This is a genomic window from Caballeronia sp. LZ065 (assembly GCF_031450975.1).
GTDB lineage: Bacteria > Pseudomonadota > Gammaproteobacteria > Burkholderiales > Burkholderiaceae > Caballeronia.
On record NZ_JARUXV010000003.1, the window covers coordinates 625,346 to 649,284 of the forward strand.

22 protein-coding genes are annotated in these 23,939 nt (G+C 63.2%); 14 read left to right on the plus strand and 8 right to left on the minus strand.

Annotation, left to right across the window (positions count from 1 at the left end; translation table 11 throughout):
• Position 1: 1 nt before the first annotated feature.
• A complete protein-coding gene (locus QCE63_RS23065; RefSeq protein ID WP_309836257.1) occupies positions 2–1,531 on the plus strand; it encodes a sugar ABC transporter ATP-binding protein in 1,530 nt (509 codons plus the stop codon).
• Entirely contained in the window at positions 1,528–2,589 is a 1,062-nt protein-coding gene (locus tag QCE63_RS23070; RefSeq protein ID WP_309836258.1) for an ABC transporter permease, read from the plus strand. The genes QCE63_RS23065 and QCE63_RS23070 overlap by 4 nt, the downstream gene beginning before the upstream one ends.
• A gap of 171 nt (positions 2,590–2,760) precedes the next feature.
• On the opposite strand, the gene QCE63_RS23075 is transcribed toward QCE63_RS23070, so the two are convergent.
• Together QCE63_RS23075 and QCE63_RS23080 are read right to left on the minus strand one after the other, a co-directional pair.
• Positions 2,761–3,483 (minus strand): DeoR/GlpR family DNA-binding transcription regulator, encoded by a 723-nt coding sequence (locus QCE63_RS23075; protein WP_309837308.1) that lies wholly within the window; start codon positions 3,481–3,483, stop codon positions 2,761–2,763.
• 143 nt (positions 3,484–3,626) lie between these two features.
• Positions 3,627–4,307, minus strand: coding sequence for a dihydrofolate reductase family protein (locus QCE63_RS23080; protein ID WP_309836260.1), 681 nt, complete (start codon positions 4,305–4,307; stop codon positions 3,627–3,629).
• 165 nt (positions 4,308–4,472) lie between these two features.
• On the opposite strand from QCE63_RS23080, the gene QCE63_RS23085 reads away from it, so the two are divergent.
• Positions 4,473–5,687: a YeeE/YedE family protein gene (locus QCE63_RS23085; RefSeq protein ID WP_309836261.1), complete on the plus strand. Its 1,215-nt coding sequence runs from the start codon at positions 4,473–4,475 to the stop codon at positions 5,685–5,687.
• Between the two features lie 58 nt (positions 5,688–5,745).
• Here QCE63_RS23085 and QCE63_RS23090 read toward each other — a convergent pair whose 3' ends face one another.
• The 4 genes from QCE63_RS23090 to QCE63_RS23105 all read right to left on the minus strand — a co-directional run bounded on the left by QCE63_RS23090 (position 5,746) and on the right by QCE63_RS23105 (position 10,507).
• Complete coding sequence (locus tag QCE63_RS23090; protein WP_309836263.1) at positions 5,746–6,615, minus strand: pilus assembly protein; 870 nt, start codon at positions 6,613–6,615, stop codon at positions 5,746–5,748.
• A gap of 238 nt (positions 6,616–6,853) precedes the next feature.
• Positions 6,854–8,548: a POTRA domain-containing protein gene (locus tag QCE63_RS23095; RefSeq protein ID WP_309836264.1), complete on the minus strand. Its 1,695-nt coding sequence runs from the start codon at positions 8,546–8,548 to the stop codon at positions 6,854–6,856.
• A gap of 116 nt (positions 8,549–8,664) precedes the next feature.
• Positions 8,665–10,104, minus strand: coding sequence for a collagen-like triple helix repeat-containing protein (locus QCE63_RS23100; RefSeq protein ID WP_309836265.1), 1,440 nt, complete (start codon positions 10,102–10,104; stop codon positions 8,665–8,667).
• 232 nt (positions 10,105–10,336) lie between these two features.
• Positions 10,337–10,507, minus strand: coding sequence for a Flp family type IVb pilin (locus QCE63_RS23105; protein WP_309836266.1), 171 nt, complete (start codon positions 10,505–10,507; stop codon positions 10,337–10,339).
• A gap of 522 nt (positions 10,508–11,029) precedes the next feature.
• Between QCE63_RS23105 and QCE63_RS23110 the strand changes: the two genes are divergently transcribed.
• From QCE63_RS23110 to QCE63_RS23130, 5 genes are all read left to right on the plus strand, one after another.
• Positions 11,030–11,284 (plus strand): hypothetical protein, encoded by a 255-nt coding sequence (locus QCE63_RS23110; protein ID WP_309836268.1) that lies wholly within the window; start codon positions 11,030–11,032, stop codon positions 11,282–11,284.
• A 347-nt stretch (positions 11,285–11,631) separates the two neighbouring features.
• Positions 11,632–11,910 carry a DUF3649 domain-containing protein gene (locus QCE63_RS23115; RefSeq protein ID WP_309837309.1) on the plus strand — a complete coding sequence of 93 codons (279 nt, stop codon included), beginning with the start codon at positions 11,632–11,634 and terminating at the stop codon, positions 11,908–11,910.
• Between the two features lie 47 nt (positions 11,911–11,957).
• Positions 11,958–13,535: a PepSY-associated TM helix domain-containing protein gene (locus tag QCE63_RS23120; RefSeq protein ID WP_309837312.1), complete on the plus strand. Its 1,578-nt coding sequence runs from the start codon at positions 11,958–11,960 to the stop codon at positions 13,533–13,535.
• Positions 13,535–13,813 (plus strand): DUF3325 domain-containing protein, encoded by a 279-nt coding sequence (locus QCE63_RS23125; RefSeq protein WP_309836269.1) that lies wholly within the window; start codon positions 13,535–13,537, stop codon positions 13,811–13,813. The genes QCE63_RS23120 and QCE63_RS23125 overlap by 1 nt, the downstream gene beginning before the upstream one ends.
• A 71-nt stretch (positions 13,814–13,884) precedes the next feature.
• Entirely contained in the window at positions 13,885–15,054 is a 1,170-nt protein-coding gene (locus tag QCE63_RS23130; protein WP_309836270.1) for an L-dopachrome tautomerase-related protein, read from the plus strand.
• Positions 15,055–15,064: 10 nt separating this feature from the next.
• On the opposite strand, the gene QCE63_RS23135 is transcribed toward QCE63_RS23130, so the two are convergent.
• Positions 15,065–16,189, minus strand: coding sequence for a DSD1 family PLP-dependent enzyme (locus QCE63_RS23135; RefSeq protein ID WP_309836271.1), 1,125 nt, complete (start codon positions 16,187–16,189; stop codon positions 15,065–15,067).
• Between the two features lie 16 nt (positions 16,190–16,205).
• A complete protein-coding gene (locus QCE63_RS23140; RefSeq protein WP_309836272.1) occupies positions 16,206–17,108 on the minus strand; it encodes a DMT family transporter in 903 nt (300 codons plus the stop codon).
• Positions 17,109–17,297: 189 nt separating this feature from the next.
• On the opposite strand from QCE63_RS23140, the gene QCE63_RS23145 reads away from it, so the two are divergent.
• Genes QCE63_RS23145 through QCE63_RS23170 form a run of 6 tightly spaced genes read left to right on the plus strand, consistent with a single transcriptional unit; the run spans position 17,298 to position 23,931 of the window.
• Complete coding sequence (locus QCE63_RS23145) at positions 17,298–17,603, plus strand: non-heme iron oxygenase ferredoxin subunit (protein ID WP_309836273.1); 306 nt, start codon at positions 17,298–17,300, stop codon at positions 17,601–17,603.
• Between the two features lie 25 nt (positions 17,604–17,628).
• The gene (locus QCE63_RS23150; RefSeq protein ID WP_309836274.1) at positions 17,629–18,873 is read left to right on the plus strand and encodes an FAD-dependent oxidoreductase; all 1,245 of its coding nucleotides are present in this window, start codon (positions 17,629–17,631) and stop codon (positions 18,871–18,873) included.
• Positions 18,860–20,152: an aromatic ring-hydroxylating dioxygenase subunit alpha gene (locus QCE63_RS23155; RefSeq protein WP_309836275.1), complete on the plus strand. Its 1,293-nt coding sequence runs from the start codon at positions 18,860–18,862 to the stop codon at positions 20,150–20,152. Before QCE63_RS23150 ends, QCE63_RS23155 begins: the two co-directional genes overlap by 14 nt.
• Positions 20,153–20,662 carry an aromatic-ring-hydroxylating dioxygenase subunit beta gene (locus tag QCE63_RS23160; protein ID WP_309836276.1) on the plus strand — a complete coding sequence of 170 codons (510 nt, stop codon included), beginning with the start codon at positions 20,153–20,155 and terminating at the stop codon, positions 20,660–20,662.
• A 30-nt stretch (positions 20,663–20,692) separates the two neighbouring features.
• On the plus strand, positions 20,693–23,098 hold the full coding sequence (locus QCE63_RS23165; protein WP_309836277.1) for a xanthine dehydrogenase family protein molybdopterin-binding subunit: 2,406 nt from the start codon (positions 20,693–20,695) through the stop codon (positions 23,096–23,098).
• Positions 23,095–23,931 (plus strand): FAD binding domain-containing protein, encoded by an 837-nt coding sequence (locus QCE63_RS23170; RefSeq protein WP_309836279.1) that lies wholly within the window; start codon positions 23,095–23,097, stop codon positions 23,929–23,931. Before QCE63_RS23165 ends, QCE63_RS23170 begins: the two co-directional genes overlap by 4 nt.
• Positions 23,932–23,939: the final 8 nt, after the last annotated feature.

Genomic DNA, 23,939 nt, shown 5'->3' on the forward strand with positions numbered 1-23,939 from the left:
CATGACCACCACGACACCGCTTCTCGAAGTCGTCAACATCCACAAGCGCTTTACCGGCGTGTATGCGCTGCGCGGCGTGAGCCTTGCGTTCGAACGCGGGCAGATCTATCACTTGCTGGGCGAGAACGGCTGCGGCAAGAGCACGCTCATCAAGATCATCTCGGGCGCGCAGCCGCCGGACGAAGGCGAACTCGTGATCGAGGGCGCGCGTCACAGCAAGCTGTCTCCGCTCGAATCGCTTTCAGCAGGTATCGAGACCGTCTATCAGGATTTGTCGCTCCTGCCGAATATGAGCGTGGCGGAGAACGTCGCGCTGACTGCGGAGCTGGCCACGCATCAGGGCAAGCTGGCGCGTACCTTCGATCGCCGCGCGCTCGCGCAGACCGCAGCGCGCGCGCTCGAAGCAGTAGGCCTGCCGGGCGACGCCGCGTTCCAGAAAACGCTCATCGAACAGCTGCCGCTCGCGACGCGTCAGCTCGTTGCCATCGCGCGAGCCATTGCCAGCGAGGCGAAGTTCGTCATCATGGACGAACCGACCACCTCGCTTACGCAGAAGGAAGTGGACAATCTGATTGCCGTGCTCGCGCGGCTGCGTGCGGACGGTGTGGCCGTGCTGTTCGTGAGCCACAAGCTGGACGAATGCTATGCGATCGGCGGCGAGGTGATCGTATTGCGCGACGGCCAGAAAATGGCGCAAGGGCCGATCGAGCACTACACGAAAGCGCAGATCAGCGAGCTCATGACGGGCAAGCATCTTTCGACCGAGCGCTATCGCGCGGAAGGCGAGGACAGTGCGCAGCAGGTCGTGCTCGACGTGCAGGCGCTTGGCCGCAAAGGTCAGTTCGCGGATGTCTCGTTCAAGTTGCACAAGGGCGAGATTCTTGGCGTGACCGGCTTGCTCGATTCGGGCCGCAACGAACTCGCGCGGGCACTGGCCGGCGTGGCGCCCGCCGATCACGGCAGCGTTACGCTCGACGGCATGCGCGTGCGCTTGCATTCTCCCGCTGACGCGAAATTGCAGCGCATCGGCTATGTGCCGGAAGATCGTCTCAACGAAGGGCTGTTTCTCGACAAATCGATTCGCGACAACGTCGTCACCGCCATGATCGCGAGCCTGCGCGACCGTTTCGGCCAGATCGACCGCAAGCGCGCGCAGGAACTCGCGGAGCGCACCGTCAAGGATCTGCAGATCGCGACGCCGGATGTGGACAAGCCCGTGCAGTCGCTTTCGGGCGGCAATCAGCAGCGCGTGCTGATTGGCCGATGGCTCGCCATCGATCCACGCGTGCTGATTCTGCATGGCCCGACCGTGGGCGTGGACGTGGGCTCGAAGGACATCATCTACCGCATCATGCAGCGGCTCTCGAAGGAGGGCATCGGCATCATCCTGATCAGCGACGACCTGCCGGAATTGCTGCAGAACTGCGACCGCATTTTGATGATGAAGAAAGGCCGCATTGCGAGCGAATATCGCGCGGACCGGCTCGATGAAGCCGGTCTCTATCACGCGCTACTATCAGAGGCAGCATGAGCATGAGCGAATCCATCCGCCGCACGGGGAGCGAGACGACGCCGCAGCACGTGGCCGAAGTCGCACCGCGTGTGCGCAAGGGCAATCTTTACGCGCAACTGATGCGCAATCCGGAGTGGTTCACGGTCGGGCTGATCGTGGTGACGTGTCTGGTCGTGGGCGGCCTCAACCCGCGCTTTTTCCAGTTCGCGACGCTGTTCGACATGCTGCATTCCGCCACTACTGTTTCGCTCTTTGCGCTCGGTACGCTGGTGGTGCTCGCCTCGGGTGGCATCGACGTATCGTTCACGGCGATTGCAGCGCTTACGATGTATTCGATCACCAAGGCCGTGTTCGCCTGGTGGCCCGATTGCCCGTTCGCGCTGATCCTGCTCGCGGGCGCTATCGGCGGCGTGATCCTTGGAGTGGTCAATGGCATGCTCGTGCACCGGCTCAAGGCGCCGTCGCTGATCGTCACCATCGGCACGCAATATCTGTTTCGCGGGTTGCTGCTGACGTTCGTCGGCACGCAGTTCTTCATGAACATTCCGCACAGCATGGATACCTTCGGGCGCCTGCCGCTGTTTTTTTATCACACCTCCGATGGCCTGCGCGCCGTGCTGCCCGTTTCGGTGCTGGCGCTGGTGATTGCCGCGGTGGTCACGTGGTGGCTGCTGAACCGGACGATGATGGGCCGGGGTGTTTATGCGATGGGTGGTTCGCTTGCGATCGCGGAGCGGCTCGGCTACAACCTCCGCACGATCCATCTGTTCGTGTTCGGCTACACGGGTCTGCTGGCAGGCGTGGCGGGCATTCTCCATGTTTCCACCAACCGGCTCGCGAATCCGTTTGATCTCGTGGGCACGGAACTGGATGTGATCGCCGCAGTGATCCTCGGCGGCGCGCGCATCACCGGGGGCACTGGAACGGTGGCGGGAACGCTGCTTGGCGTGGTGCTGGTGACGCTCATCAACAGCGTGCTGATTCTGATCGGCGTGCCGAGCACCTGGCAGAAGGTGATCATCGGCGCGTTCATTCTGGTGGCAGGGACGCTGTTCGCGCTGGGGCGGAGGCAGTAGGTCCGCAGGCCTCTGGGGACCGTTTCACGGCTGGCGTTCAGCGAAGGATCCTGAAATCCGAAATGGGAAAAGGCTCGTTCAAGAACTGAACGAGCCTTTGCGTTTTTTATCGGAACGCGGCTTTCCATTGATAAGCGGAACGCCGCTTTCTGCTTTTAATCGGAACGCAGGTCAGGTACGCGCGCGCTGCGCCTGTCCCTCTTCGGTGATGACCGAATCGAACTCCGAAAGCTGCGAGAAGCGCACGGCCTTGACCTTGCCGAACTTGCTCGCATCGACAACAAGATACCGTTCGACCGCGCTCGCCATGGCAGCTTGTTTGATGGCTACCTCGTGGAAATTCCAGCAGGTGACGCCGCGGGCTTCATCGACTCCGCCCGCCGACATGAACGCCTTGTTGATCCCCATGCGTCGCAAGGTTTCGACGCTTTCGTCGCTGGCGAACGATTCCGACGAGGGCACATAGACGCCGCCGAGCAGGATCATGCGCACGTTGGGCTTGCGCCGCAGGATTTCTGCGACGTTCAGGGAATAACACACCACCGTGAGATGCATCTCGATCGGGATCTGCCGCGCGAGCGTGGTGAGCGTCGTGCCGCAGTCGATGAAGATGGTTTCGCTGTCTACGAGCAGCCGCGCCGCATGGTTCGACGCAATCGCCTTGGCCTGTGCAAAGTGATCCTTTTCCTCCTCGATGGTGTAACCCGCGTTCGGTACGTCCGCCGCGCTGACGATATAACCGCCGAGATAAGTGAACTGATGCGGATGGGCAGCGATATCGCGACGGACCGTCATTTCCGATACGCCGAGCAACGCGGCCGCATCGCGCAGACGCATCACATTTTGTTTTACAAGCGCGCCGGAGAGGGTGCGCAAGCGGTCGTTTTTGGCCATCGGGGCGGCGCGACAACGCGCAGTGAGGCTGGCGGCTATCGCGCGGAGAGTGTTAGATTTTGGTCGTTCGTTGAAAGGATTATAACAACGCAGGCCGCGTTTTTTGCGGCTTGCTCGCATCGGAGCGGGTAAATCCCGAGGCGTCAGTCAGCACGTGAATAACGCACCCAGACCACGTCGTGATCCAGTTTTTCGACCGATTCCAGTTTCAGGTAGGCCGGGTTCTTCCACTGTTCCATCGACACTTCGAACGAGGATGTGTGCGCCTCGCGGCCATCGACGAGCGGAATCAGCAGCACGCTGACTTCGTCGGCCAGGCCTGCATTGACGAACGCGCCGGATACATGGCCTCCGCCTTCCACGATCAACTTGCCGATCTTCAATTCACGCTCAAGAGTATCGATGACCCGGTTCAGTTCGATGTCTTCCTTGCCGCCGAATACATACGACACGCCGATCGATTGCAGATACGCGAGATAGTCATCCTCGACGCTCTCCGCCACCACTTCGACAACGTGTGAGTCCAGTGCCGTGTTGTTCTTCCAGGCGACGCGCCCCTTGGGATCGATCGAGATGGCGTACTGGCTCGCATTGCGGGTGGCGAAATGGTCGGTGCGGGGAAGCGGGCCTTTTGCCATGCCGCGCGGATAGTCGCGGTCCTTGCCGTGCGAGATTTCCTGCATGGTGACGCGGCCGCAGACCCAGGCGTCCGCCTTGAAGTTCGCGGCGGTTTCCTCATAGGTGGGTGATGCGTAATCGAGATTCCAATTGTCGGTGAGACTGCGGCCGTCAATCGACGACATCATGTGACAAACGATGTGCATGTGGTTCTCCAGTGCGTGAGAGCAGTTGACTTTCTGCTGCAAGCACCGTGCCGCGTACATGTCATTCCGATAAAAAACGCAATGGCCGCCTGCGGATTTTGCTTAAACACGCGACAATCCCGGGTTGTCTCGTCTTTTTTCAATTTCCGGATTCACTTTTTTGTCATGTCAGATCTCGCCACTTCCCTTTCACGCCGTACCGACATCGATCCAAAGCCGCTCGGCATCGCCGCGCTGCTGATCGTGCTCGGTGTGGTGTACCTCGGGCAAACCGTCGGGGCGCGTCAGGCCGCGTTGTATGCAGTCGGCGCACTGCTCGGCATCACGCTTTATCACGCCGCGTTCGGCTTTACTTCAGCCTGGCGTGTCTTCATCGCCGATGGCCGCGGCGCCGGACTGCGTGCGCAAATGCTGATGCTCGCGGTCGGCGTCGCGTTGTTCTTTCCCGCGCTGGCGGCCGGCTCGCTGTTCGGCATGCCGGTCACGGGACTGGTGTCGCCGGCGGGGACGTCGGTGGTGGTGGGCGCCTTCCTGTTCGGCATCGGCATGCAACTCGGCGGCGGCTGTGCGTCGGGCACCCTGTACACGGTCGGCGGCGGCAGCACGCGCATGATCGTGACGCTCGTCGCGTTCGTCGCCGGGTCGGTCATCGGCACCGCGCACATGCCATTCTGGACCTCGCTGCCGCAATTGCAGCCCGTGTCGATCGTCAAGACGTTCGGCGCAGGGCCGGCGCTCGCGCTCAACTGGCTCGTCTTCGCGCTGATCGCCGCACTGACGGTGGTGATCGAGAAGCGCCGTCATGGCAGGCTCGTCGCGGCGCACGTGCAACCGGCGCACACATCACCGTGGCTGCATGGTCCGTGGCCGCTGATGGCGGGCGGCATCGCGCTCGCCGTGCTCAATTTTGCAACGCTGGCGCTGTCGGGACGGCCGTGGGGTATTACGTCGGCGTTTGCGCTATGGGGCGCGAAGGCGGCGGCACTGATGGGCGTCGATACCGCGAGCTGGCCGTACTGGATGAGCAAAGCCAACGCAGCCGCCCTGGCCGCGCCAATTTCACGCGACGTCACGTCGGTGATGGACATCGGCATCGTGCTCGGCGCCATGCTCGCCGCCGCGCTCGCGGGCCGCTATGCGCCCGTGTGGCGCCTGCCGCTGCGCTCGCTGGTGGCGGCCATCGTCGGCGGCCTGCTGCTTGGTTATGGCGCTCGGCTCGCCTATGGCTGCAACATCGGCGCGTACTTCAGCGGCATCGTTTCGGGCAGCCTGCACGGCTGGTTGTGGCTCGTCGCTGCGTTCTTCGGCAATGTGCTGGGCACGCGCCTGCGTCCCTTGTTTGGCCTCGAAGTGGAACGCGTGCGGCCGACTTCCTGCTGATTATTCCTGCAAGCGCGGCCGTTCCGGCGGTCGCGCATCACCGCAGCGAAGATCGGACTCAGTCGTCCAGCCGCGCCTGGCGAAACAGCAGATATGCGCCGATTCCCTGCATGACGACGGCGGCGTAGACGAGCTTTCTGCCGAGCATGTCGGTCCACATCGAGTCGAAATATTCCGGATTGAGCACGATGACGGCGCAGCCGAGCACCACAGGTATCAGCGCGGGCATCCATGCCAATGCGCGGAGACCCGTCGGCGCCTGCTCGACCGGTTCGAGATCGCGCAAGGTCGACGCCATGCGTTCGAGCACTCGCTCCGAGCCTCCGCCGAATCTCATCGAGACTTGCAGCACCGCGCCGATCAGTTCAAATTCCTGAACGCGATAGGTGCGCGCGGCTGTCGCCAGTGCCTGATCGATGTCCGCGTCGATGCGCAATTGTGGAACGACCCGTTGCAGACATGCGGAAAGTGGCGCCTGCATGCTCGCGGCGGCCGCCTGGAACGCGACCGGAATACTGTGACCCGTATCGACCCGTCGCGTGATCCCTTCGAGGAACGCGGGCAACTGACGCACGATATGCCGCTGGCATTGCCGCGCACGCCAGGCGAGCCACGCGTAGCACGTCAGCGTCGAGGCTGCGAGGGCGAGGGCGGCCGCCAACGGCGCATCTTGCGTGACGCAAAGAATGGCGATTGCCCCGGTAACGAGCGCCCACAGCGCCAGCGCCAGACCCGGATGCCGCACGTTGGAGCGCTGCATCAGATCGTCGAACTCGCGCAACAGGTAAGCGGGCGACGCGAGACATGGTTCGAGGATGCGCTTCGCGAGTCGTGCGTCGTGCCTGAACGCACCGCAGATCCACATCATGACGGCGCTCGCCGCGCACAGCATGGCGAGCGTGAAGATCAACACGATTCCAGTGGGCACCGACGCCTCCGGCAAATGCGCTGCGGCCCGCAAGCGGGCGATTTGTATAGTCGATCAGGCTTTTGCGGTACCCGTCTCCCCGAGAGTCGCGCTTTCACCGCGAAGCAAAGCCTGTCGATCTGGACGATACCGGCGATCGTCTTCGCGATCTGTTTTCTCACGCTCATTTCCATGCGTCGACATTCGGCGTTTCCCGCCAGCTCGAGCGAGGTGGCGGGAAACGCCCGGGCGGGACCGCTCAATACAGCTGATACGAGAACGTCGCATTCACGCGCGGACTGCGTGACGGGCTCTCGATCGGCGCATCGCCGATGGCCCGCGCCACCGACAAATCGATGCTGTAGTGCTTCGCATCCGACACGCGAAAGCCCACGCCTACCGACGACAGCCGGCGCGGATTCGGCGTGCCGCCATGCAGGTAGACGCGCGCCGCGTCGATCGACGCATACGGCGTGAGCGATTTCAGATATGTCCATTCGAGCGCGATCGGGCGGTTGACCTCGAACGACGCACCCCAGCCCGAATCGCCCGATACCTCACCCGGCTGATAACCGAGCGCGAAACGTTGGGCGCCGAACGCAATCTGCTCGGACGTGGGCAGCGTGTCGGGCGAAAACTGGCCTGTCATTGACACCACCGAGCCGATCTTCCAGGGCCATTCATTGGTCTGTGAGAAGCTCGCGCCGGTGCGCAGGAACGTGAGCGACACCGGATTCGTCAGCGCCAGTCCCGTGATATTGGTTTCAGCCGTCTTCGAGGCGCCGAGGATGTTCATCGCTTTAGCCACGTTCAGGCTGGCGCGGCGCGTCATGCCGGTGTCGATGCCCGTGTAGTCGAGCGACAGTTGCGCCACGCGAATCTGCGAGCGGTTCGTGAGCTGCGGATTGCTTGCCACCGCGACGTTCTTCAGGCGATCTTCGTCGTGGGTCGCGTAGACGCTCGCTGTGCCGAGCAAGCTGCGCTTGTTGCTGAGCACGAACGGATAGACCGCCGAGAAAGCGAGCTTGTCGTTGATGACCGTGCGCTCGATGTACGACGGCAGGCCCGGGTTGTCGACCGGATGACCGTAGTAATGCGACGCGTCCACCTTGAAGGCGAAGCCGTCGGCGCCCACGGGCACCATCGCGTTGACGCCGTAGTAAGTCTGATCGTTGCGTCCCGGGGGCGCGAGCGCCGATGCGGTGATCGATTCGCCCAGACCGAGCAGGCCGTTCTCGGTGGCGCTGAAAATGCCTTGCACGCCCGGATGATTCACGTCGATGCCGCTCGACAGATTGAAACGCTTGCGCGTGACGTTGAGTTCGAGGGTAGTCTTGCCATCGGTGTTCTGCGGCGGCGCGATGGTCGCGTCGATCTTCGCGCCGGGAATCATGCCGAGGAGGTTGATCGTGCGCTCGAAGGTGCTCTGACGCAGCGGGCGATCCGCGGCGATATGCTGCGCGACCGCGCGGATCCGTTTCTCCAGGTTGCCGGGTTCGCCCTTGATCTTGATGTCGGCGACGTAGCCTTCGACGATCGTCACACGCACGACGCCGTTCTCGAAGGTCTGCGCGGGCACGAACGCAAACGACAGCGCATAGCCCCGCTCCTTGTAGAGGGCGGTGACGCCGTTGGCCGTCTCCATCAGTTGCGCAATCGTGATGTCGCTGCCGACCAGGCGCTTGAAGCGTTGCGCGACTTCATCGAAAGGCAGGGACTTCACGCCTTCGATCTGGATCGACTGCGGCGTGATGTGCCGCGCGAGCAGGTTCTGGAGTTGTTGCTGCGGCGCCTGCACCTCCACCTCGATCGCCGGCGCGCGTGCCGGCGCGTTGACCTGAGGCAGGGCTTCGAGCGGATTGCCGCCGACACTCGGGCGCGGCGCGTTCTGCGCATGCGCGGCTTGGACGAACGCGAGCGTCGCCGCAACTGCGGCCGCTTTCCAGTTGAACATTTTTTTAGCTTGGATCGTGATTGATTTTTTTTGCAACGCACGGCCCGGACGCCGCACGTCGAATGCGTCATGTCGCGTTCGACGTGCGAGGAACCGGGCCGCTGTGCGCCGTTGCCTTACTTCTTGATTCCGCCGCCGCCGAGAACGCTCCCCAGCGTCGACGTCAGGCCGCCGAGCAGGCCTGTCGGGCCGCTCGTGCCGCCCGTCGTGGTGCTCGCCGTGAGTGCCGTCGTCGCCGAGACGGTAGAGGTCGTGGTCGTGGTTGCGGTTGCCGGGACCGGCGCGGCCGTCGTCATGGTTGCGGGCGCTGCCGGCGCTTTCACGCCGGTCGTTACCGTGTTGACGAGCGACGTGACCGGCGCGAGGGCGCCCGCCAGTGCCGTCGATCCCGTCACGGCCGATACCGCGCCATTGACGGCGCCCGTGACTGCGCCGAGCACCGGCGCCGTGCCGGTTGCCGTGGTCACGCCGGACACGACACCGCTGACCGCAGCGGGCATCGAAGTCGCCGGCGTGCCGCCGACGAGCGTGCCCGCCGATGCCACCGTGGTGCCCGTCGCCGAGACGAGCGAGCCGACGCCCGATGCAACCGGATTGCCGCCGGAGGACAGTTTCTGGCCGCCGCTGACGAGGCCCGCGCCGACGTTCGACAGCAGCGTCGAGACGGGCGCACCAAGGCCGGTCGCGGCGCCGACGGTCTGCGTCGTCGTGCTGACAAGCGAGGTGATCGGCGTGATGGTTGTGCTGACCTGTTGCGTCAACTGCTGCACGGGGGCGCTCGTGAGCGCGGTCGTCAGATTGCCGCCCAACTGGTTCACGCCCGTGCCGACGCCGCTGACCAGCGCGCCGACCGGGGTCGTCACGGCGGCGAGCGGGGCGAGGGCACCCGTGTTCAGGCTCGTCACGGCGTTGCCACCGCTCGTGACCGCGTCGCCGATGCGTTGCACGACGCCGCCGACGCTCGCCACCGTCGTGCCGACCGGATTCGTCGTCGCGCCAATCGAGCCGATGCCGTTGCCCACGCCGTTGCCGAGCGTCGTCACAGCCGCGCCCAGGTTCGAGACCACGCCGCCGAGGTTCTTCGTGGTGTTGTCGCCGAGACCGGTGAGCTTCGTGTCGCCGAGCGCGTTGCCGAGATCGGTCACCGTGCCGCCCGCGGCCGTCACGATGTTGCTTGTCTTGTCGACGACCTGCGCGATCGGTTGCGCGGTCGGACCGGTCTTGATGACGGGCGTGCCGCCACCGTTGCCGCCGTTGCCGCCGTTGCTCGTAGTGGTCGTGACTGGCGTCGTCGGCTTGCCTGCATCGTTGCCGCCGGTGCTGGTTTCGAGCGTCGTGCCGTTGCCGTCGGTGCCGGCCATGCCGGCCGTGTCGCGTGCGCCCGAAGCGGACGAGCCATCTGCGCCAGTGGTGCTGGCGGTATGATTTGCCGCCCCACCAGTCGATTTGTTGACGGAGCCCGAACCGCCGCAGGCTGACAACGCGAGGAGCGCCGCTACAGCCCCGGCCAAGGCAGTCATGCGGATGGTTTCGCTATAAAACGTGGGTGTCTTCATTTCTCAGATATCTGTTTATTGTTTGCTGCACCAATTTCTTCCCGGCATACGCCGAAGAAGACGGCGGACTGCGTAAGAGCACGAATATCAGGACCAGTCGGTTCCTTAATGACGTGCCGAGATAACCGCGAGCCTGCCTGTGCGATTTACACAGGCGAGCGCGGTCCCCCGCGACTTGTGATCGCGGTTTGCCCGAAGGCGAGTTAGTTACCGGCAGGCGCTTTAAAGCGAATCAAACGCTTTTTAGCGCGGTCGAGATATTCTGGAAGGTGCTTTTGAGCTGGTCGGCCACTCCGCCCACGGCAGTCATGATGCCAAGAGCCAGCACACCGGCAATGAGTCCGTACTCGATGGCCGTGATGCCGCGTGTGTCCGCGAGATAGCGTTTAAAGACGCGTTTCATGATGTTCCTCGGTTCTTTCTGTCGCCGGGTCATCGGCCAGAGATTCACGCGCCGGAATTCTCCATCCTCTCTCAAAGACGGGTCCGTTTTATAAGGCGATTATCGCTGGCCGATGAAGGCGACTGCTCTCAGGTTCTGTTTTAAATCTTCCCGTGTGCCCGGGTGCAAAGCCCCGTTCAGCATTTTTCCGGAATGTGTTCCGGTAAAAAATAGAACAGGTACTTCTTGAGCATGATATCGGCCGGGCCTTACATGGCCTGAGCCCGCCTTTAACAAATCTTTAATCTTTTTTTTGCACGAAGTAATTTCTTCTTCCTGGTTCCGAGGCTGTGTATGAATACCTAGGGTTTTCCGACTTGCCTTTCCGCGCGAAGCATTCTAGGAATTGGGAAATCGATGCGTTCGAACAAGCAGGGCAAGCGATTTACGAGCAGGCGGACGCAGCGTTCGCTCGTACAGATCACGGCTCACCGGCTCACCGGCTCACGAAACAATGCGAAGGCTTGTGCGAAAATGCGGTCCATGAACAAGACCACGTTCCTTATTCTTCCACTCGTCCTCGCTGCGCTTAGCCCGCTCGCGCACGCCAGCTTGGCGGAAGGCGCCCACGAATTCAAGGAAGACGCCAAGTCGGCTGGGCGACAAACCGGTCATGCCGCTCGCGATGCGGCCCACGCCATTGGCCAAGGTGCGAAGACCGCTGGGCATGCTGTTGCCGATACATCCAAACGCGGGTATCACGCCACCAAAAAATGGATCACCGGCGACGACGAATAGCACCCGTGCCACCCCTTGGCTCGAACCCGGTTTTAAGCGTCGTTTGACAAGTCTCGACGCCGGTTAATAATAAGCGTTATCATTTAGGCTGCTCTCCTGGCATCGGGCCGGAGTCGGACATTGCGCGTTTTCGTTACGGCGCAGCGCATTCGGCAAGCGGCGACATCGGCAGTTCCAGTCACGCATCCGGGCTCGATCGACGCCCGATCACCATCACCCACGGCTTTGAACCCGCGCAAACGATCCGGTATCCCGGCTCGCTTTGCGCGGGCGCAGTAACGCACAGCATCTGAGGAATTGACTTGAGAACACACGCCACGGCGGGCGGAACGGGACGTCCCGCAGCAATCGGAAAGTACGGGCCGCTGATCTCCCGCATCGTTGCCGCCATTCTGGGCGGCTATGCACTCGCCTCGCTCACCAGCGTCGCGGCGCTCGTTCTGCCCATGAGCAAGCCGCAAGCGGTGCTCACTGGCATGCTCGCGAGTTTCATCGTGTATGTGTGCGCAGTGATCTGGGTGTTCGCCGTGCGCAGCGCGGGGCGCGCCTGGGGCGGTTTGCTCGTCGCGGCACTGCCTTTGCTGCTTGCGTCGTGGAGCGTGTGGTCCGGAGGAGGCGCATCTTGAAGCCGACGCATGACGCGAAACCGCGAGCACGCGGCATCCGCCAGACCATGTCGGACCTGCATACATGGGCCGGTTTGCTGGCCGGCTGGATTCTCTATGCCATGTTCCTGACCGGTACCGTCAGTTACTTCAAGGACGAGACCTCGCAATGGATGCGCCCCGAGCAGCCGCATCAACAGAACCTGCCCGATCCTGCACAGGTCGCGCAGCGCGTGACGACAACCCTCGGTTCGATTGCCGCAGGCAGCCCGCAATGGAGCTTCGGATTACCGGATGAGCGCACCAGCGTGATCGACTCGTTCTGGCGCGCGCCGCCGAAGGCGAACGGCAAGCGCGCCTTCGAAGAGGCGAGCTTCGATCCCGCCACGGGCGAGCGCAGCAGCGCGCGGAAGACGCTCGGCGGCGAATTTTTTTATCGCTTTCATTTCCAGTTTTATTACATGCCGGTGCTTTGGGGCCGCTGGCTTGCGGGCCTGTGCGCGATGTTCATGCTCGTCGCGATCGTAAGCGGCGTCATCACGCACAAAAAAATCTTTACCGATTTCTTCACGTTTCGTTGGGGCAAGGGCCAGCGTTCCTGGCTCGACGCGCATAACGCGCTGTCGGTCTTCGGCCTGCCGTTCCACGCGATGATTACCTACACCGGCCTCGTCACACTGATGGCGATGTATATGCCGTGGGGCGCGCAGACCGCGTTCAAGACGCCGGCGGAACGGCAGGCGATGATGTCGCAACTGAGTGCGTTCATTCAGCCAGGCAAGCCCTCCGGGCAGAAGGCCGCGCTCGCGCCCGTCGATGCGATGGTGCGCGAAGCCGAAGCGCGCTGGGGCCGCGACAAGGTGGGACGCGTGACGATCACCAATCCGGGCGATAGCACGGCGCGCGTGGCGGTTTCGCGCGGCGAGGCGCAACGCGTGTCGATGAGCCCGCAATATCTGCTCTTCGACGGCGTGAGTGGCAAGCTCATCGACGTGAAGGACAGCGTCGGCGGCGCGGCGGAAACGCGCGGCGTGCTGTACGCGCTGCATCTCGGACGCTTCAGCGATCTGCAGTTACGCTGGCTGTACTTCATCGTGAGTCTCGCGGGTACGGCAATGGTCGGCACCGGGCTCGTCATGTGGACCGTCAAGCGCCGTCAGAAGCTGCCCGATCCGGCGCGGCCTTATTTTGGTTTCCGGCTGGTCGAGCGTCTGAATATCGCGAGCATTGCCGGACTCTCGGTTGCCATGACGAGCTTCCTGTGGGGCAACCGGCTGCTGCCGGTGGGCATCGCCGCGCGCGATGAAACGGAGATCAACGTGTTCTTCACGGTATGGGCCGCAACCTTGCTATACGCAATGATGCGTCCGGCCAGGCGGGCGTGGATCGAACTGCTGTGGCTCGCCGCTGCGCTGCTCGCGCTGCTGCCCGTGCTCAATGCGCTGACCACGGACCGACCGTTCTGGCGCAGCGTCGCGCAAGGCGATTGGATTTTCGCAGGGTTCGATCTCATGATGCTGGCCTTCGCGCTATTGCATGCGTCGCTGGCGCTGCGTGTCATGCGTCATCGTCCGCGCGTGAAGGCAGCGCGTAAGGAAACGCCTGCGCGTGCGATATCCGTTGAGCGCGAAGAGGAGAATGCGTGATGCATCTTCTGACCTTCTTCTTCTGCCTGATTGCCTTCGCGTGTCTGGCTGCTTCAATGGACCATCACCAGCAAGCCGTATGGCGCCGCGAATGGTCGCCAGGAACATCGCGAGGCTTGCGCGTCGCTGGATGGTGCGGGCTGCTGCTCGCGTTGCGCCTGATCGTCGATCAAGACGGATGGGCGCTCGGACTCGTTCGTTACAGCGGCTTGACAAGCCTGGCCGCAGGGCTCGTGTTCGGCTCGCTCATCATGTGGCAAAGGCGCGCCGCGTCTTGACAGTCCAGGCATCCGTTCCTAGCATCAAGCGGTACTCGAAGGATCCACCCTGACTAACGAGGAGACGCTTGATGAAGGATCGGGATGCGCACCGCACGATGCGTCGTCGCGTGCTGGCTTCACTGGGCGCGGGTGCGCTTGCGGCACTGGGTTTTGAGCAGGCGGCGCACGCCGCTGCGCCAAACCTCGAAACGGTCGCCACGTTCGACGATGACTTCCGCCTGGTCGGTATCGGCGTGTCGAAGCAGGGGCGCGTGTTCGCGACCGCGCCTTCGTCGGTCAAGCGCTCGCGCTACAGCATGGTCGAGGTCGATACGCACACTGGTGCGCTCACACCCTTTCCCGATGAAACCTGGAACGTCTTCAAGCCCGATGAAGACGGTGCGCATCAGTGGATCTCGCTTCAGGCGCTATGGGTCGACGAGCACGATCATCTCTGGGCGCTCGACTCGTCATTGCCTTCGGTGGATCAGACCCGTCAACCGCCGAAACTCGTCGAGTTCGATCTCGCCACGCGCAAGGTCGTGCGTCAGTTCGATTACGGCAAGCTCGTCACGCCGAAGGATTCGCTCAACGACATTCGTGTCGATCACACGCATGGCTTTGCGTTCATCAGCAATGCGGCCAATCAGGGCGGCGTGGTGGCGACGAATCTCAGGAGCGGCGCCTCACGCCTGCTGCTTGCCGGCGATCGTTCGAGCGTGTCGGATCCCGCGCAACATCTGATGTTCGGCGACCAGCCCGCCCGCAAGCTCGACGGCAGCGTGCTGGTGCTGCAAACCGACGGCATCGCGCTGTCTCCCGAACGCAAGTGGCTGTACTACCGGCCGTTGACGGATCATCACTACTGGCGCATCGAGACCGCAGCGCTCATCGACGAAACGCTGCCGGCCGGGGCGCTCGCGCAGCGCGTGCAATATCTCGGCGACGGCGCGCTGACGGGCGGCCTCATCATGAGTCCAGCGGGCGTGTTGATTGGCGGCGATCTCGAGAAACGCACGGTGGTCGGGTTCGATGTGATCGAGCGCAACGGCAAGCCCGCCCTCAGGGAGCACACGCTGGTGGGCAAGCATCGCGAGCTGTCATGGGCCGATGGATTCGCGTACTCGAACGGCTATCTCTACATCGCAGATTCCCATCTGCACGAAACCAACTTTTCCAACGGTTATCCGCGCAAGGGCAAGTTCGCGATTTTTCGCGTGCGCTTGCCGAAGCAGCCTGCGCACGGACTCGCGGGTTGAAGTCCTGCGATCACCAGCCATGAAAGCGCGGCCATACGGCGGTGCTTCCGTCGCTCGATAACGCGTGGTACTCGGGATACTGGGCGCCGGTCGCGCAGGCGTGATTCGGCAGGATGCGCAGCTTCATGCCGATGGGAAAACGTCGCGTGAGATCATCGGCTGAGGCGACGGCGATGATGCCGTGCTCCTGATTTGCGCCGATGACTTCGCAGCCCGGCAGCGGCGTCCCATCCAGCGCGCAGGCCAGGCCATAACCGAAGTCGCGCGTCTGCTTCGATGTGCCGCGGTCACGACTCATCGCCATCCAGCCCGCATCGACGATGACCCAGCCCTTGTCGGGCTGATGCCCGATGACACTTGCCAGCACGCTCAACGCAATCTCATCGGTCGTGCATGCGCCGACGTTCGCCATCACCAGATCGAAGAACACATAAACGCCCGCGCGCACTTCATCGATGCCTTCGAGATGGGTCGCGGCGAGCGCGGTCGGCGTGGAGCCGATGCTCACGGTCCTGCAAGCGATACCCGCTTCACGCAGACGTTCGGCCGCACGCACGCAACCGTCGCGTTCCTGGGCGGCCAGTGCGGCAAGCGCGTTGGGTTGGTTCAGTTCATAGCTTGAACCGGCATGCGTCAACACGCCGCCGACCCCGATGCCGCCTTCCTGCAAGATGCGGCCGATGTCGATCAGTGCATCGTCTTCGGGTGCGAGGCCCGAGCGGTGACCGTCAGTATCGATCTCCAGCCACACTTCGAACGATGCCCCTTCCGCGTTGCAATAGTCGCCGATCGCGCGTGCCGCCGCCACGTTGTCCGCGATGATCTTCAGCTCGCAGCCGCGCTGCCTGAGCGCGAATGCGCGCGGCAGTTTTGCGGGCGCGATGCCGACCGCATAAAGAATGTCCGTGATACCAGCCGAGAAGAATTGTTCCGCTTCCTTGAGCGTCGACACCGTGATGCCGCGCGCGCCCGCCGCAATCTGCGCGCGCACGACATCGAGGCACTTCGTGGTCTTCACATGCGGGCGGAACTTCACGCCGAGCGCGTCCATGCGTGATTGCATCGCAGCGATATTGCGCTGCATCCTGGCGATATCGATGATCGCCGCGGGTGTGTCGAGTTGAGCGAGTTGCATGATGTTCGTGAAAGTGTCAGGCGATGGGACCTTCGGGCAGCTTGCTCTGCCACGCCACGGCGATCGCGCTGCCGACGATCAGCGCAATGCCCGCAAGCGACAACGGCGCGATCGTCTCGCCCCAGGCCAGATAGGCAAAGAGCGCGGCCCACACGATGCTCGTGTAGTTGAAGGGCGCGAGCGTGCCGGCGTCCGCGCGGCGAAACGCAACGGTCATCAGGACCTGTCCGGCGGTGGCAAGTGCGCCGAGGAGGGCCATCAGGAGCAGCGCGCCGAGCGTCGGCGCTTTCCAGCTGAATGGAAGTGTCGCGGCCATGACGACCGTGCCCACCGTGGTGAAGAACAGCACCGTGGTGCGGGAATCGTCGCTGGCGCGTATGCGCTTGATCTGGATGATCGACAGCGCGCCGCACAATGCGCTCATGATCAATAACGCCGGGCCGAGCCAGTTCGATTCACCGCCGCCCGGACGCACGACCAGCAGCACGCCGGCAAAGCCGATCATGGCGGCCACCGCCGCGCGTGGCGTGAGCCGTTCCTTGAGCAGGAAAGGTGCGAGCACCACGACCAGCAGCGTCTCCGAATACGCGATCGCCACCGCCTCGCCGAGCGGAATATAGGGCAAACCCGCAAAGAAAAATCCGGACGCGCCGAGCAGCGTCAGCGCGCGCCAGGTCTGTCCCCGGATGTCCAGCCGCCTGACGCGCTGGATGAGCGAGCGCTCGCCGATGCAGCACATCGCGACGGCCGGCACGAGACCGAACAGCATGCGGAAAAAAGTCAGTTCGTTGGCCGGATAGTGCAGCGCGACGGCCTTGGCCAGCGTGTCCACGATGGCGAAGCAGAGCATCGACACGAGGATGTATCCGATGCTCGCAAGCGGAAGATGTCCGGCGCGGGTGGCGACAGTCGAGGGCATGACGCGTGAAGTCGTGACAGAACCCTGAATCATCGCATGACGGCATCGCATACGTTCCGGTCCGCTCTGTTCCGGTTTTTTTCGATACGGGAAACCACTATTTTTGATCAGCTTGACTCGCCGAAAAGTCCTGCTAGGATACGTTCATCAGATTCGTCAGCATACTGAACATATCGGAAGGAGCGACAGATGGCTCTCAAGTTCGCGGCGCAACTCGCCGACCTCGTGGAAGACGAGCCGCTTGGCGTGACGATCGGCGAGGAACGCATCGCGCTCTATCTGCTGGACGGCGAAGTGCATGCCACGCACAACGTCTGCACGCATCAGTTCGCGCTGTTGAGCGACGGCTATATGGAGGACGGTTGCATCGAATGTCCGCTGCATCAGGGGCGTTTCGACATCCGCACGGGCGCCGCGCAGTGCGCGCCCGTCACCGAGCCGCTGCGTGTCTACGGTGTGCAGGTGGAAGGTGGCGAGATCTTCGTCGACCTTTGAAACACGTGAAGCGGAGCGGCGAATCATGACTCAGACGGTATTGATCATCGGTGCAGGGCAGGCCGGCGCGCGCGCTGCCGAGGCGCTGCGCACGCACGGCTTCGACGGCCGCCTCGTGCTGGTCGGCGACGAGGCGCACGCGCCCTACGAAAGGCCGCCGCTATCGAAAGACGTGCTGACCGCGCAGACCGATGCGGACTGCTTCAAGGGCTGGGTGCACCCGGCGCAGTTGTACGCGGATGCACGCATCGAATGGATCAGTGATCGCGTGCTGCAACTCGATACGCAACGTCACGTTGCGACGTTGGAGCAAGGCGGGGAACTGCGCTACGACCACTGTCTCCTGACCACAGGCGGCCGCGCGCGCCAGTTGCCCGGCATGCCCGAAGGCCCGCATACGTTCTATCTGCGCACACTCGACGATGCCATGCGCCTGCGCACACGCCTGGTGGACGCGCGTTCCGTGGCGGTGATCGGCGCCGGTTTCCTGGGGCTCGAATTTGCCGCCAGTGCACGTAGCCGTGGACTCGATGTGAGCGTGTTCGAATCGGCGGCGAGCCTGTTGAGCCGCGCGCTGCCGCCGTCGATGGCAGAACGCCTGCGCCTGAAACACGAAGATCACGGCGTGCGCTTCTTCTTCGACGCAAAGCCGCTGTCGTTGCAGGCGCATGCCACGGGCGTGCAAGTCAACGACATGTCATTCGACTTCTGCGTGATCGCCGTCGGCCAGGAACCGGACGATGCGCTCGCACGGGCCGCAGGCATCGCGACCGACAACGGCATCCGTGTGGATCGCCACTGCCGCACGTCCGCGTCCGATGTCTACGCCGCCGGCGATTGCGCGAGCTTCCCATATGGCCCGGCGGATCGCGCGGTGCGCCTCGAGTCGTGGCAGAACGCGCAGGAACAGGCGGTCATCGCAGCGCGCAACATCGCGGGCCAGTTGGTCGCCTACGCTCCAACGCCGTGGTTCTGGACCGATCAATACGACTGGAACATCCAGATGCTCGGCTGGCCGGGCATCGGCGTGGAGCAATGGATCGAACGCGCGGGCGCGGACGGCAAGACCCTGCTGATGGGCTTGTGCGAAGGCGTCATCGTGCAGGCGCTCGCCATCAATCAGGGCGGCGAGTTGCGCGCGCTCCGGCGGCTCGTCGAGGACGCGTTGCCGGTGGACGCGAACGTGCTGTCCGACCCCACGATCAAGCTGCGCCAGCTCGAACGGCTGATTCGCTCAACACAATCGGGAGATCAAGGTGTACTCGTCTGAAACGGTCATCGGGGTTCATACGCCCCAAACAAAGAATCCGCCGATAGAAGGGCTCGCATGGCCCGAAGAAGGGCTGCAGTGCATCCCCGACTGGGTGTACACGAGCGAAGCGGTCTACACGCGCGAAGTGGAACGGATCTTTCACGGCCGCACCTGGAACTTCGTCGCGCTCGAAGCGGAAGTGCCGAATGCGGGCGACTACAAGCGCTCCTATATCGGACCCACGCCGGTGGTCGTTTCGCGTGCCGAAGACGGCTCGATCAACGTCTTCGAGAACCGCTGCGCGCATCGCGGCGCGGAGTTTTGTCGCCATAGCCGCGGCAACAACAAGGAATTCGTCTGTCCGTATCACCAATGGTCTTATGACCTGAAGGGCAATCTTCAAGGCGTGCCGTTCCGGCGTGGCGTCAACAAGCTCGGCGGCATGCCGAAGGACTTTCGCACCGATGAGCACGGCCTGCGCAAGCTCGCCGTCGCGACCCGCAACGGCGTGGTCTTTGCATCGTTCACGCATGACATGGAACCGCTGGCGGACTATCTCACGCCCGAAATCCTCACGGACTTCGACGCCGTGTTCAACGGCAAAAAGCTGCGCGTGCTCGGCTTCTACAAGAACGAGCTGCCGTGCAACTGGAAGATGTATCACGAGAACCTGAAGGACCCGTATCACGCGACCCTGCTGCATTCCTTCCTCGTCGTGTTCGGCCTGCTGGTGGCGGGCAATCGCTCGGCGATGGTCGCGGACAGCAAGTACGGCATTCACGGCACCATGGCCTCGGCCAAGAGCGATACGCTCTACGCGACCGTCGATGAAGACAAGAAGAAGGAAATGCGTTCGTTCCATGACGGCATGGTGTTGCAGGACGAACGTTTCCTCGAATTCGTCAAGGAGTTCGATTCCGAATGGTCCGTGACGATGCAGACCATCTGGCCCAACCTGATCGTGCAGCGAGAAATGAACACGCTGGGCGTCCGCCATATCGTGCCGAACGGCCCGAACAGCATGATCATGCTCTGGACCATGTTCGGCTATGAAGACGACACGGAAGAGATGGTGCGTCACCGCCTGCGCCAGGGCAATCTGATGGGGCCGTCGGGCTTTCTCGGTCTCGAAGACAACGAGGCGATGAAGTTCGTTCAGGAAGGCGTGCGCCGCTCGGTGACCGACCGCAGCATCATCAAGCTGGACGGCGACAAGATCGGCACGGCGGACAACCTGATCTCCGAGGCTGCCATCCGCGCCATGTACAAACACTATCGTGAAGTGATGGAGTTCTAGATGTTGCCAGGATTCGAGAAGCAGCCCATTGCGCACGACAAGGCGTTGATCGCACGCGCCGCGGTGGAGGACTTTCATGCCGAGTATTGCGCGGCGCTGGATAGCGGCGACATCGAGCGCTGGCCTGAGTTCTTCACCGAGAACTGCGTGTATCGCGTGACCGAATATGAGAATGCCGCGAACGGCTTTCCGGTCGGGCTCGTGTATGCGGAAGGCCGCAACATGCTGCGCGATCGGGCCGTGGCCATCTCCCGCACGCAGATGTTCGCGCCACGTCAGATGCTGCATTTCGTGTCGAACGTGCGCATCCTGAACGCCACTGATGAAGAGATCGTCGCGCAGAGCAACTACATGCTGTTGCAGACGCTGGTGGAAGGCGCAACCACGCTGCATCAGGCGGGCAGGCTTTTTGACCGCTTCGCGCGCAATGGTAACGTGCTGCTGCTGAAGGAAAGGCAGGCGGTGTACGACACGGCGATGATCGCCAACGATCTGGCCTATCCGGTCTGAACTTCAGTGTCGATCCGGGAGAGTGCGCATATGAGTCACACGGAAAATACGGAAGCACCTGTCGAGAGCGGTGGTGTCGGCGCGCGTGTCAGGCGTCGCGAGGACGAACGGCATCTGCAGGGCAAAGGCAAGTTCGTCGCCGACTATACGTTTCCTGATTTGCAGGAGGTCGCGTTCCTGCGCAGTCCCGTGGCGCATGCGCGCATCGTGCGTATCGCCAAGCCGGAGCGCTACGTACAACAGGTGATCCTGCGCGATGACATGCAAGGCGCGACCGATATCGTCGCGGATTCGAGCCTGCCTTCGTACAAGCCTTCGTCACATCCGCCGCTGGCGTCCGGCAAGGTGCGCTTTGTCGGCGAGCCGGTAGCAATGTGTTTCGCGAAGACGCGGGCGCAGGCGGAAGACATCGCCGAAGAAATCGAGCTCGATCTCGACGAATTGCCGGCGCTCGCTAACGCCTTCACCGCGCGCGAGCGGACCGATGTACGCGTGCACGATCACTGGACAGACAATCTTTTTCTCGACCTCAAGGCCGACGTCAACTTCGACGAACGCGCGAAGGACGCGCCCATCGTCGTGAAACAGAAAGTGGATCTCGCGCGTCAATGCATGGTGCCGATGGAAGGCAAGGCCGTGCTCGCGTACTGGGACGATACGCATGGGCAACTCGTCGTGATCACGTCGACGCAGGTGCCGCACATGATCCGCACGGTGCTGTCGCAGTGCCTCGGTATCGACCATGCGCAGGTGCGCGTCATCTCGCCCGACGTGGGCGGCGCGTTCGGCTACAAGTGCGTGTTGCAGCAGGAAGAGCTGTGCATCGCCTGGCTGGCGCTTACTTTCCGGAAACCGTTCCGTTTTATTGAAGATCGCCGCGAGCATCTGATTGCCGGTGCGAACTCGCGTCAGCACCACTATGAACTCACCGCCTATGCCGATGAAACCGGCCGCCTGCTCGCACTCGATGCGGAACTGCTGATCGACGGCGGCGCCTATTCCGCATGGCCCTTCACGATCGGACTGGAAACCGGGCAGGCGCTCGGCAATCTTCCGGGACCGTACGATTTCAAGGGGTATCGCTGCCGCACGCAATGCGCGGCCACCAACAAGCCGGGCTTTCTGCCGTATCGCGGCGTGGCGCGCACGGGCGTGTGCTTCGCAATCGAACTGACGATGGATGCAATTGCGCGCGCGGTCGGACGCGAGGCGTGGCAAGTGCGTCACGACAATCTCGTGCGCGGCGCGGACATGCCTTATACGAACGTCGTGAAGAAGCACTACGACAGTGGCGATTTCCAGGAAAGCCTGCGCCGCGCGGTCGAGCAACTGGACGTGCCGAAGTGGCGCGCGCGCCAGAAGGCGGGCGAGAAGGATGGGCGTCTGGTCGGCGTGGGCTTCGCGACTTTTACTGAACAATCCGCGCATGGCACGGCGGTGTTCGCCTCATGGGGCCTGCCGGTAGTGCCGGGCTACGATCTCGCGACTGTGCGCATCACGGCGGACGGCGGCCTCGAAGTGCGCGCGGGCATTCACTCGCATGGCCAGGGCATGGAGACGACGCTTGCGCAGATCGCAAGCGAAGTGCTCGGCGTGACGCTGCAAAAGATCAAGGTCGTACACGGCGACACGGCGCTGACGCCGTACTCCACCGGCACCTATGCATCGCGGAGCATCGTGATGGCGGGCGGCGCGGTGGCCGCGACCTGCCGCGAGCTCGTGCCGCGCCTGCTGTTCATCGGCGCGCATCTGCTCGGCGAGCCGCAGGAAGCGGTCCGCTTCGAGCAGGGCGAAGTGATCGGCGCGCAGGGCCGTGTATCGATCGGGGAGATCGCGGCCGCATGGTATCTGCGTCCCGAGCGGCTGCCCGCCGGCGTGAACCTCGCCGGTCTGGAAGCGACGCAAGGCTACAAGCCCAAGGTGGACACCGGCGCGTTCAGCTACGCGACGCACGCCGCCGCCGTGGCCGTCGATCCGAAGACGGGCGATGTCGAAATCCTCGACTACGTCATCGTCGAGGACTGCGGCCGCATGATCAATCCGATGGTGGTCGAAGGACAGACGATCGGCGGAACGGCGCAAGGCATCGGCACCGCGTTCTATGAGGAAACGCTCTACGACGACAACGCGCAGCCGCTGACCTCCACGCTCGCCGACTACATGCTGCCCGGGCCGACCGAATTGCCGCCGCTCAGGATCATTCACATGGAAACGCCATCGCCTTATACGGAGTTTGGCGCGAAGGGTGTCGGCGAAGGCGGCGCGATTGCTCCGCCCGCCGCGCTGTTCAACGCGGTGAACGATGCGCTTACGCCGCTCGGCGCCACCGTATCGGAGACGCCGCTCACGCCGCGCCGCTTGCTGTCGGCGATCGAAGCCGCGCGAGCGAACCGTCAGGCCAAGCGCGAGGAACTGAGTCAGGAGGTGGCGGGATGAAGGCCGCTGCGTTCGACTATGTGAGGCCGGCGTCCTTGCCGGAAGCGCTCCGGGAATTGAGTGACGCGAAGCCCATCTCCGGCAGTCAGTCGATGGGTCCGATGCTGAACCTGCGCCTCGCGCGCCCGTCACGCGTGATCGATGTATCGCGCATCGCGGACTTGCGCAGCGTGACCGAGAGCGGCGACTTCGTGCGCGTCGGCGCGGCGGTGACGCATGCGGAGATCGAGGACGGCAAGCACGAACTGCTGCGTCATCCCTATCTGCAACACGTGGCGAGCGGCATCGCGTATCGCGCGATACGGAATCGCGGCACGATCGGCGGCAGTCTCGCGCATGCCGATCCGGCGGCGGACTGGCCGCTAGCGTTGTCCGCGCTGGATGCACGTCTCGAAGTGGCAAAGGCGGGCGGCGCGCGGCAAGTGCGAGCGAGCGGCTTCATGCTCGGCGCGTTCACGACGCTGCTCGAAGAGGGCGAAATCATCACAGCGGTGCTGCTGCCGAAACTGGGTCCGACGCTGCGCTGGGGTTACTACAAGCTGTGTCGCAAGACGGGTGAATTCGCGCATGCCAGCGCGGCAGCGGCGTTCGATGCACGCTCGGGACTCGCACGCGTGGTGCTCGGCGCGCTCGACGGGCCGCCTGCCGCGCTCGATGAACTCGCGCGCCAGATCGCCCAGCGCGGCCCGTCCGCCGTCACTGAAGACGCGCTCGCCCAAGCGGTGGCCGGCGCGATGCCCAACGCCGACAGCATCGACCGCTCGATCCATGCCGCCGCGTTGCAGCGCTGCCTTGCGCAGGCGCTCGGCGACGCCAGCACGACTCAAGCCTAGAAGAGACT

Bases quoted from the DNA above. Each gene is read 5' to 3' on its own strand.
- QCE63_RS23065 (WP_309836257.1), top strand. From the start codon at position 2: ATGACCACCACGACACCGCTTCTCGAAGTCGTCAACATCCACAAGCGC.
- QCE63_RS23070 (WP_309836258.1), top strand. From the start codon at position 1,528: ATGAGCATGAGCGAATCCATCCGCCGCACGGGGAGCGAGACGACGCCG.
- QCE63_RS23075 (WP_309837308.1), bottom strand. From the start codon at position 3,483: ATGGCCAAAAACGACCGCTTGCGCACCCTCTCCGGCGCGCTTGTAAAA.
- QCE63_RS23080 (WP_309836260.1), bottom strand. From the start codon at position 4,307: ATGCACATCGTTTGTCACATGATGTCGTCGATTGACGGCCGCAGTCTC.
- QCE63_RS23085 (WP_309836261.1), top strand. From the start codon at position 4,473: ATGTCAGATCTCGCCACTTCCCTTTCACGCCGTACCGACATCGATCCA.
- QCE63_RS23095 (WP_309836264.1), bottom strand. From the start codon at position 8,548: ATGTTCAACTGGAAAGCGGCCGCAGTTGCGGCGACGCTCGCGTTCGTC.
- QCE63_RS23100 (WP_309836265.1), bottom strand. From the start codon at position 10,104: ATGAAGACACCCACGTTTTATAGCGAAACCATCCGCATGACTGCCTTG.
- QCE63_RS23105 (WP_309836266.1), bottom strand. From the start codon at position 10,507: ATGAAACGCGTCTTTAAACGCTATCTCGCGGACACACGCGGCATCACG.
- QCE63_RS23110 (WP_309836268.1), top strand. From the start codon at position 11,030: ATGAACAAGACCACGTTCCTTATTCTTCCACTCGTCCTCGCTGCGCTT.
- QCE63_RS23120 (WP_309837312.1), top strand. From the start codon at position 11,958: ATGTCGGACCTGCATACATGGGCCGGTTTGCTGGCCGGCTGGATTCTC.
- QCE63_RS23125 (WP_309836269.1), top strand. From the start codon at position 13,535: ATGCATCTTCTGACCTTCTTCTTCTGCCTGATTGCCTTCGCGTGTCTG.
- QCE63_RS23130 (WP_309836270.1), top strand. From the start codon at position 13,885: ATGAAGGATCGGGATGCGCACCGCACGATGCGTCGTCGCGTGCTGGCT.
- QCE63_RS23135 (WP_309836271.1), bottom strand. From the start codon at position 16,189: ATGCAACTCGCTCAACTCGACACACCCGCGGCGATCATCGATATCGCC.
- QCE63_RS23140 (WP_309836272.1), bottom strand. From the start codon at position 17,108: ATGCCCTCGACTGTCGCCACCCGCGCCGGACATCTTCCGCTTGCGAGC.
- QCE63_RS23145 (WP_309836273.1), top strand. From the start codon at position 17,298: ATGGCTCTCAAGTTCGCGGCGCAACTCGCCGACCTCGTGGAAGACGAG.
- QCE63_RS23150 (WP_309836274.1), top strand. From the start codon at position 17,629: ATGACTCAGACGGTATTGATCATCGGTGCAGGGCAGGCCGGCGCGCGC.
- QCE63_RS23160 (WP_309836276.1), top strand. From the start codon at position 20,153: ATGTTGCCAGGATTCGAGAAGCAGCCCATTGCGCACGACAAGGCGTTG.
- QCE63_RS23165 (WP_309836277.1), top strand. From the start codon at position 20,693: ATGAGTCACACGGAAAATACGGAAGCACCTGTCGAGAGCGGTGGTGTC.
- QCE63_RS23170 (WP_309836279.1), top strand. From the start codon at position 23,095: ATGAAGGCCGCTGCGTTCGACTATGTGAGGCCGGCGTCCTTGCCGGAA.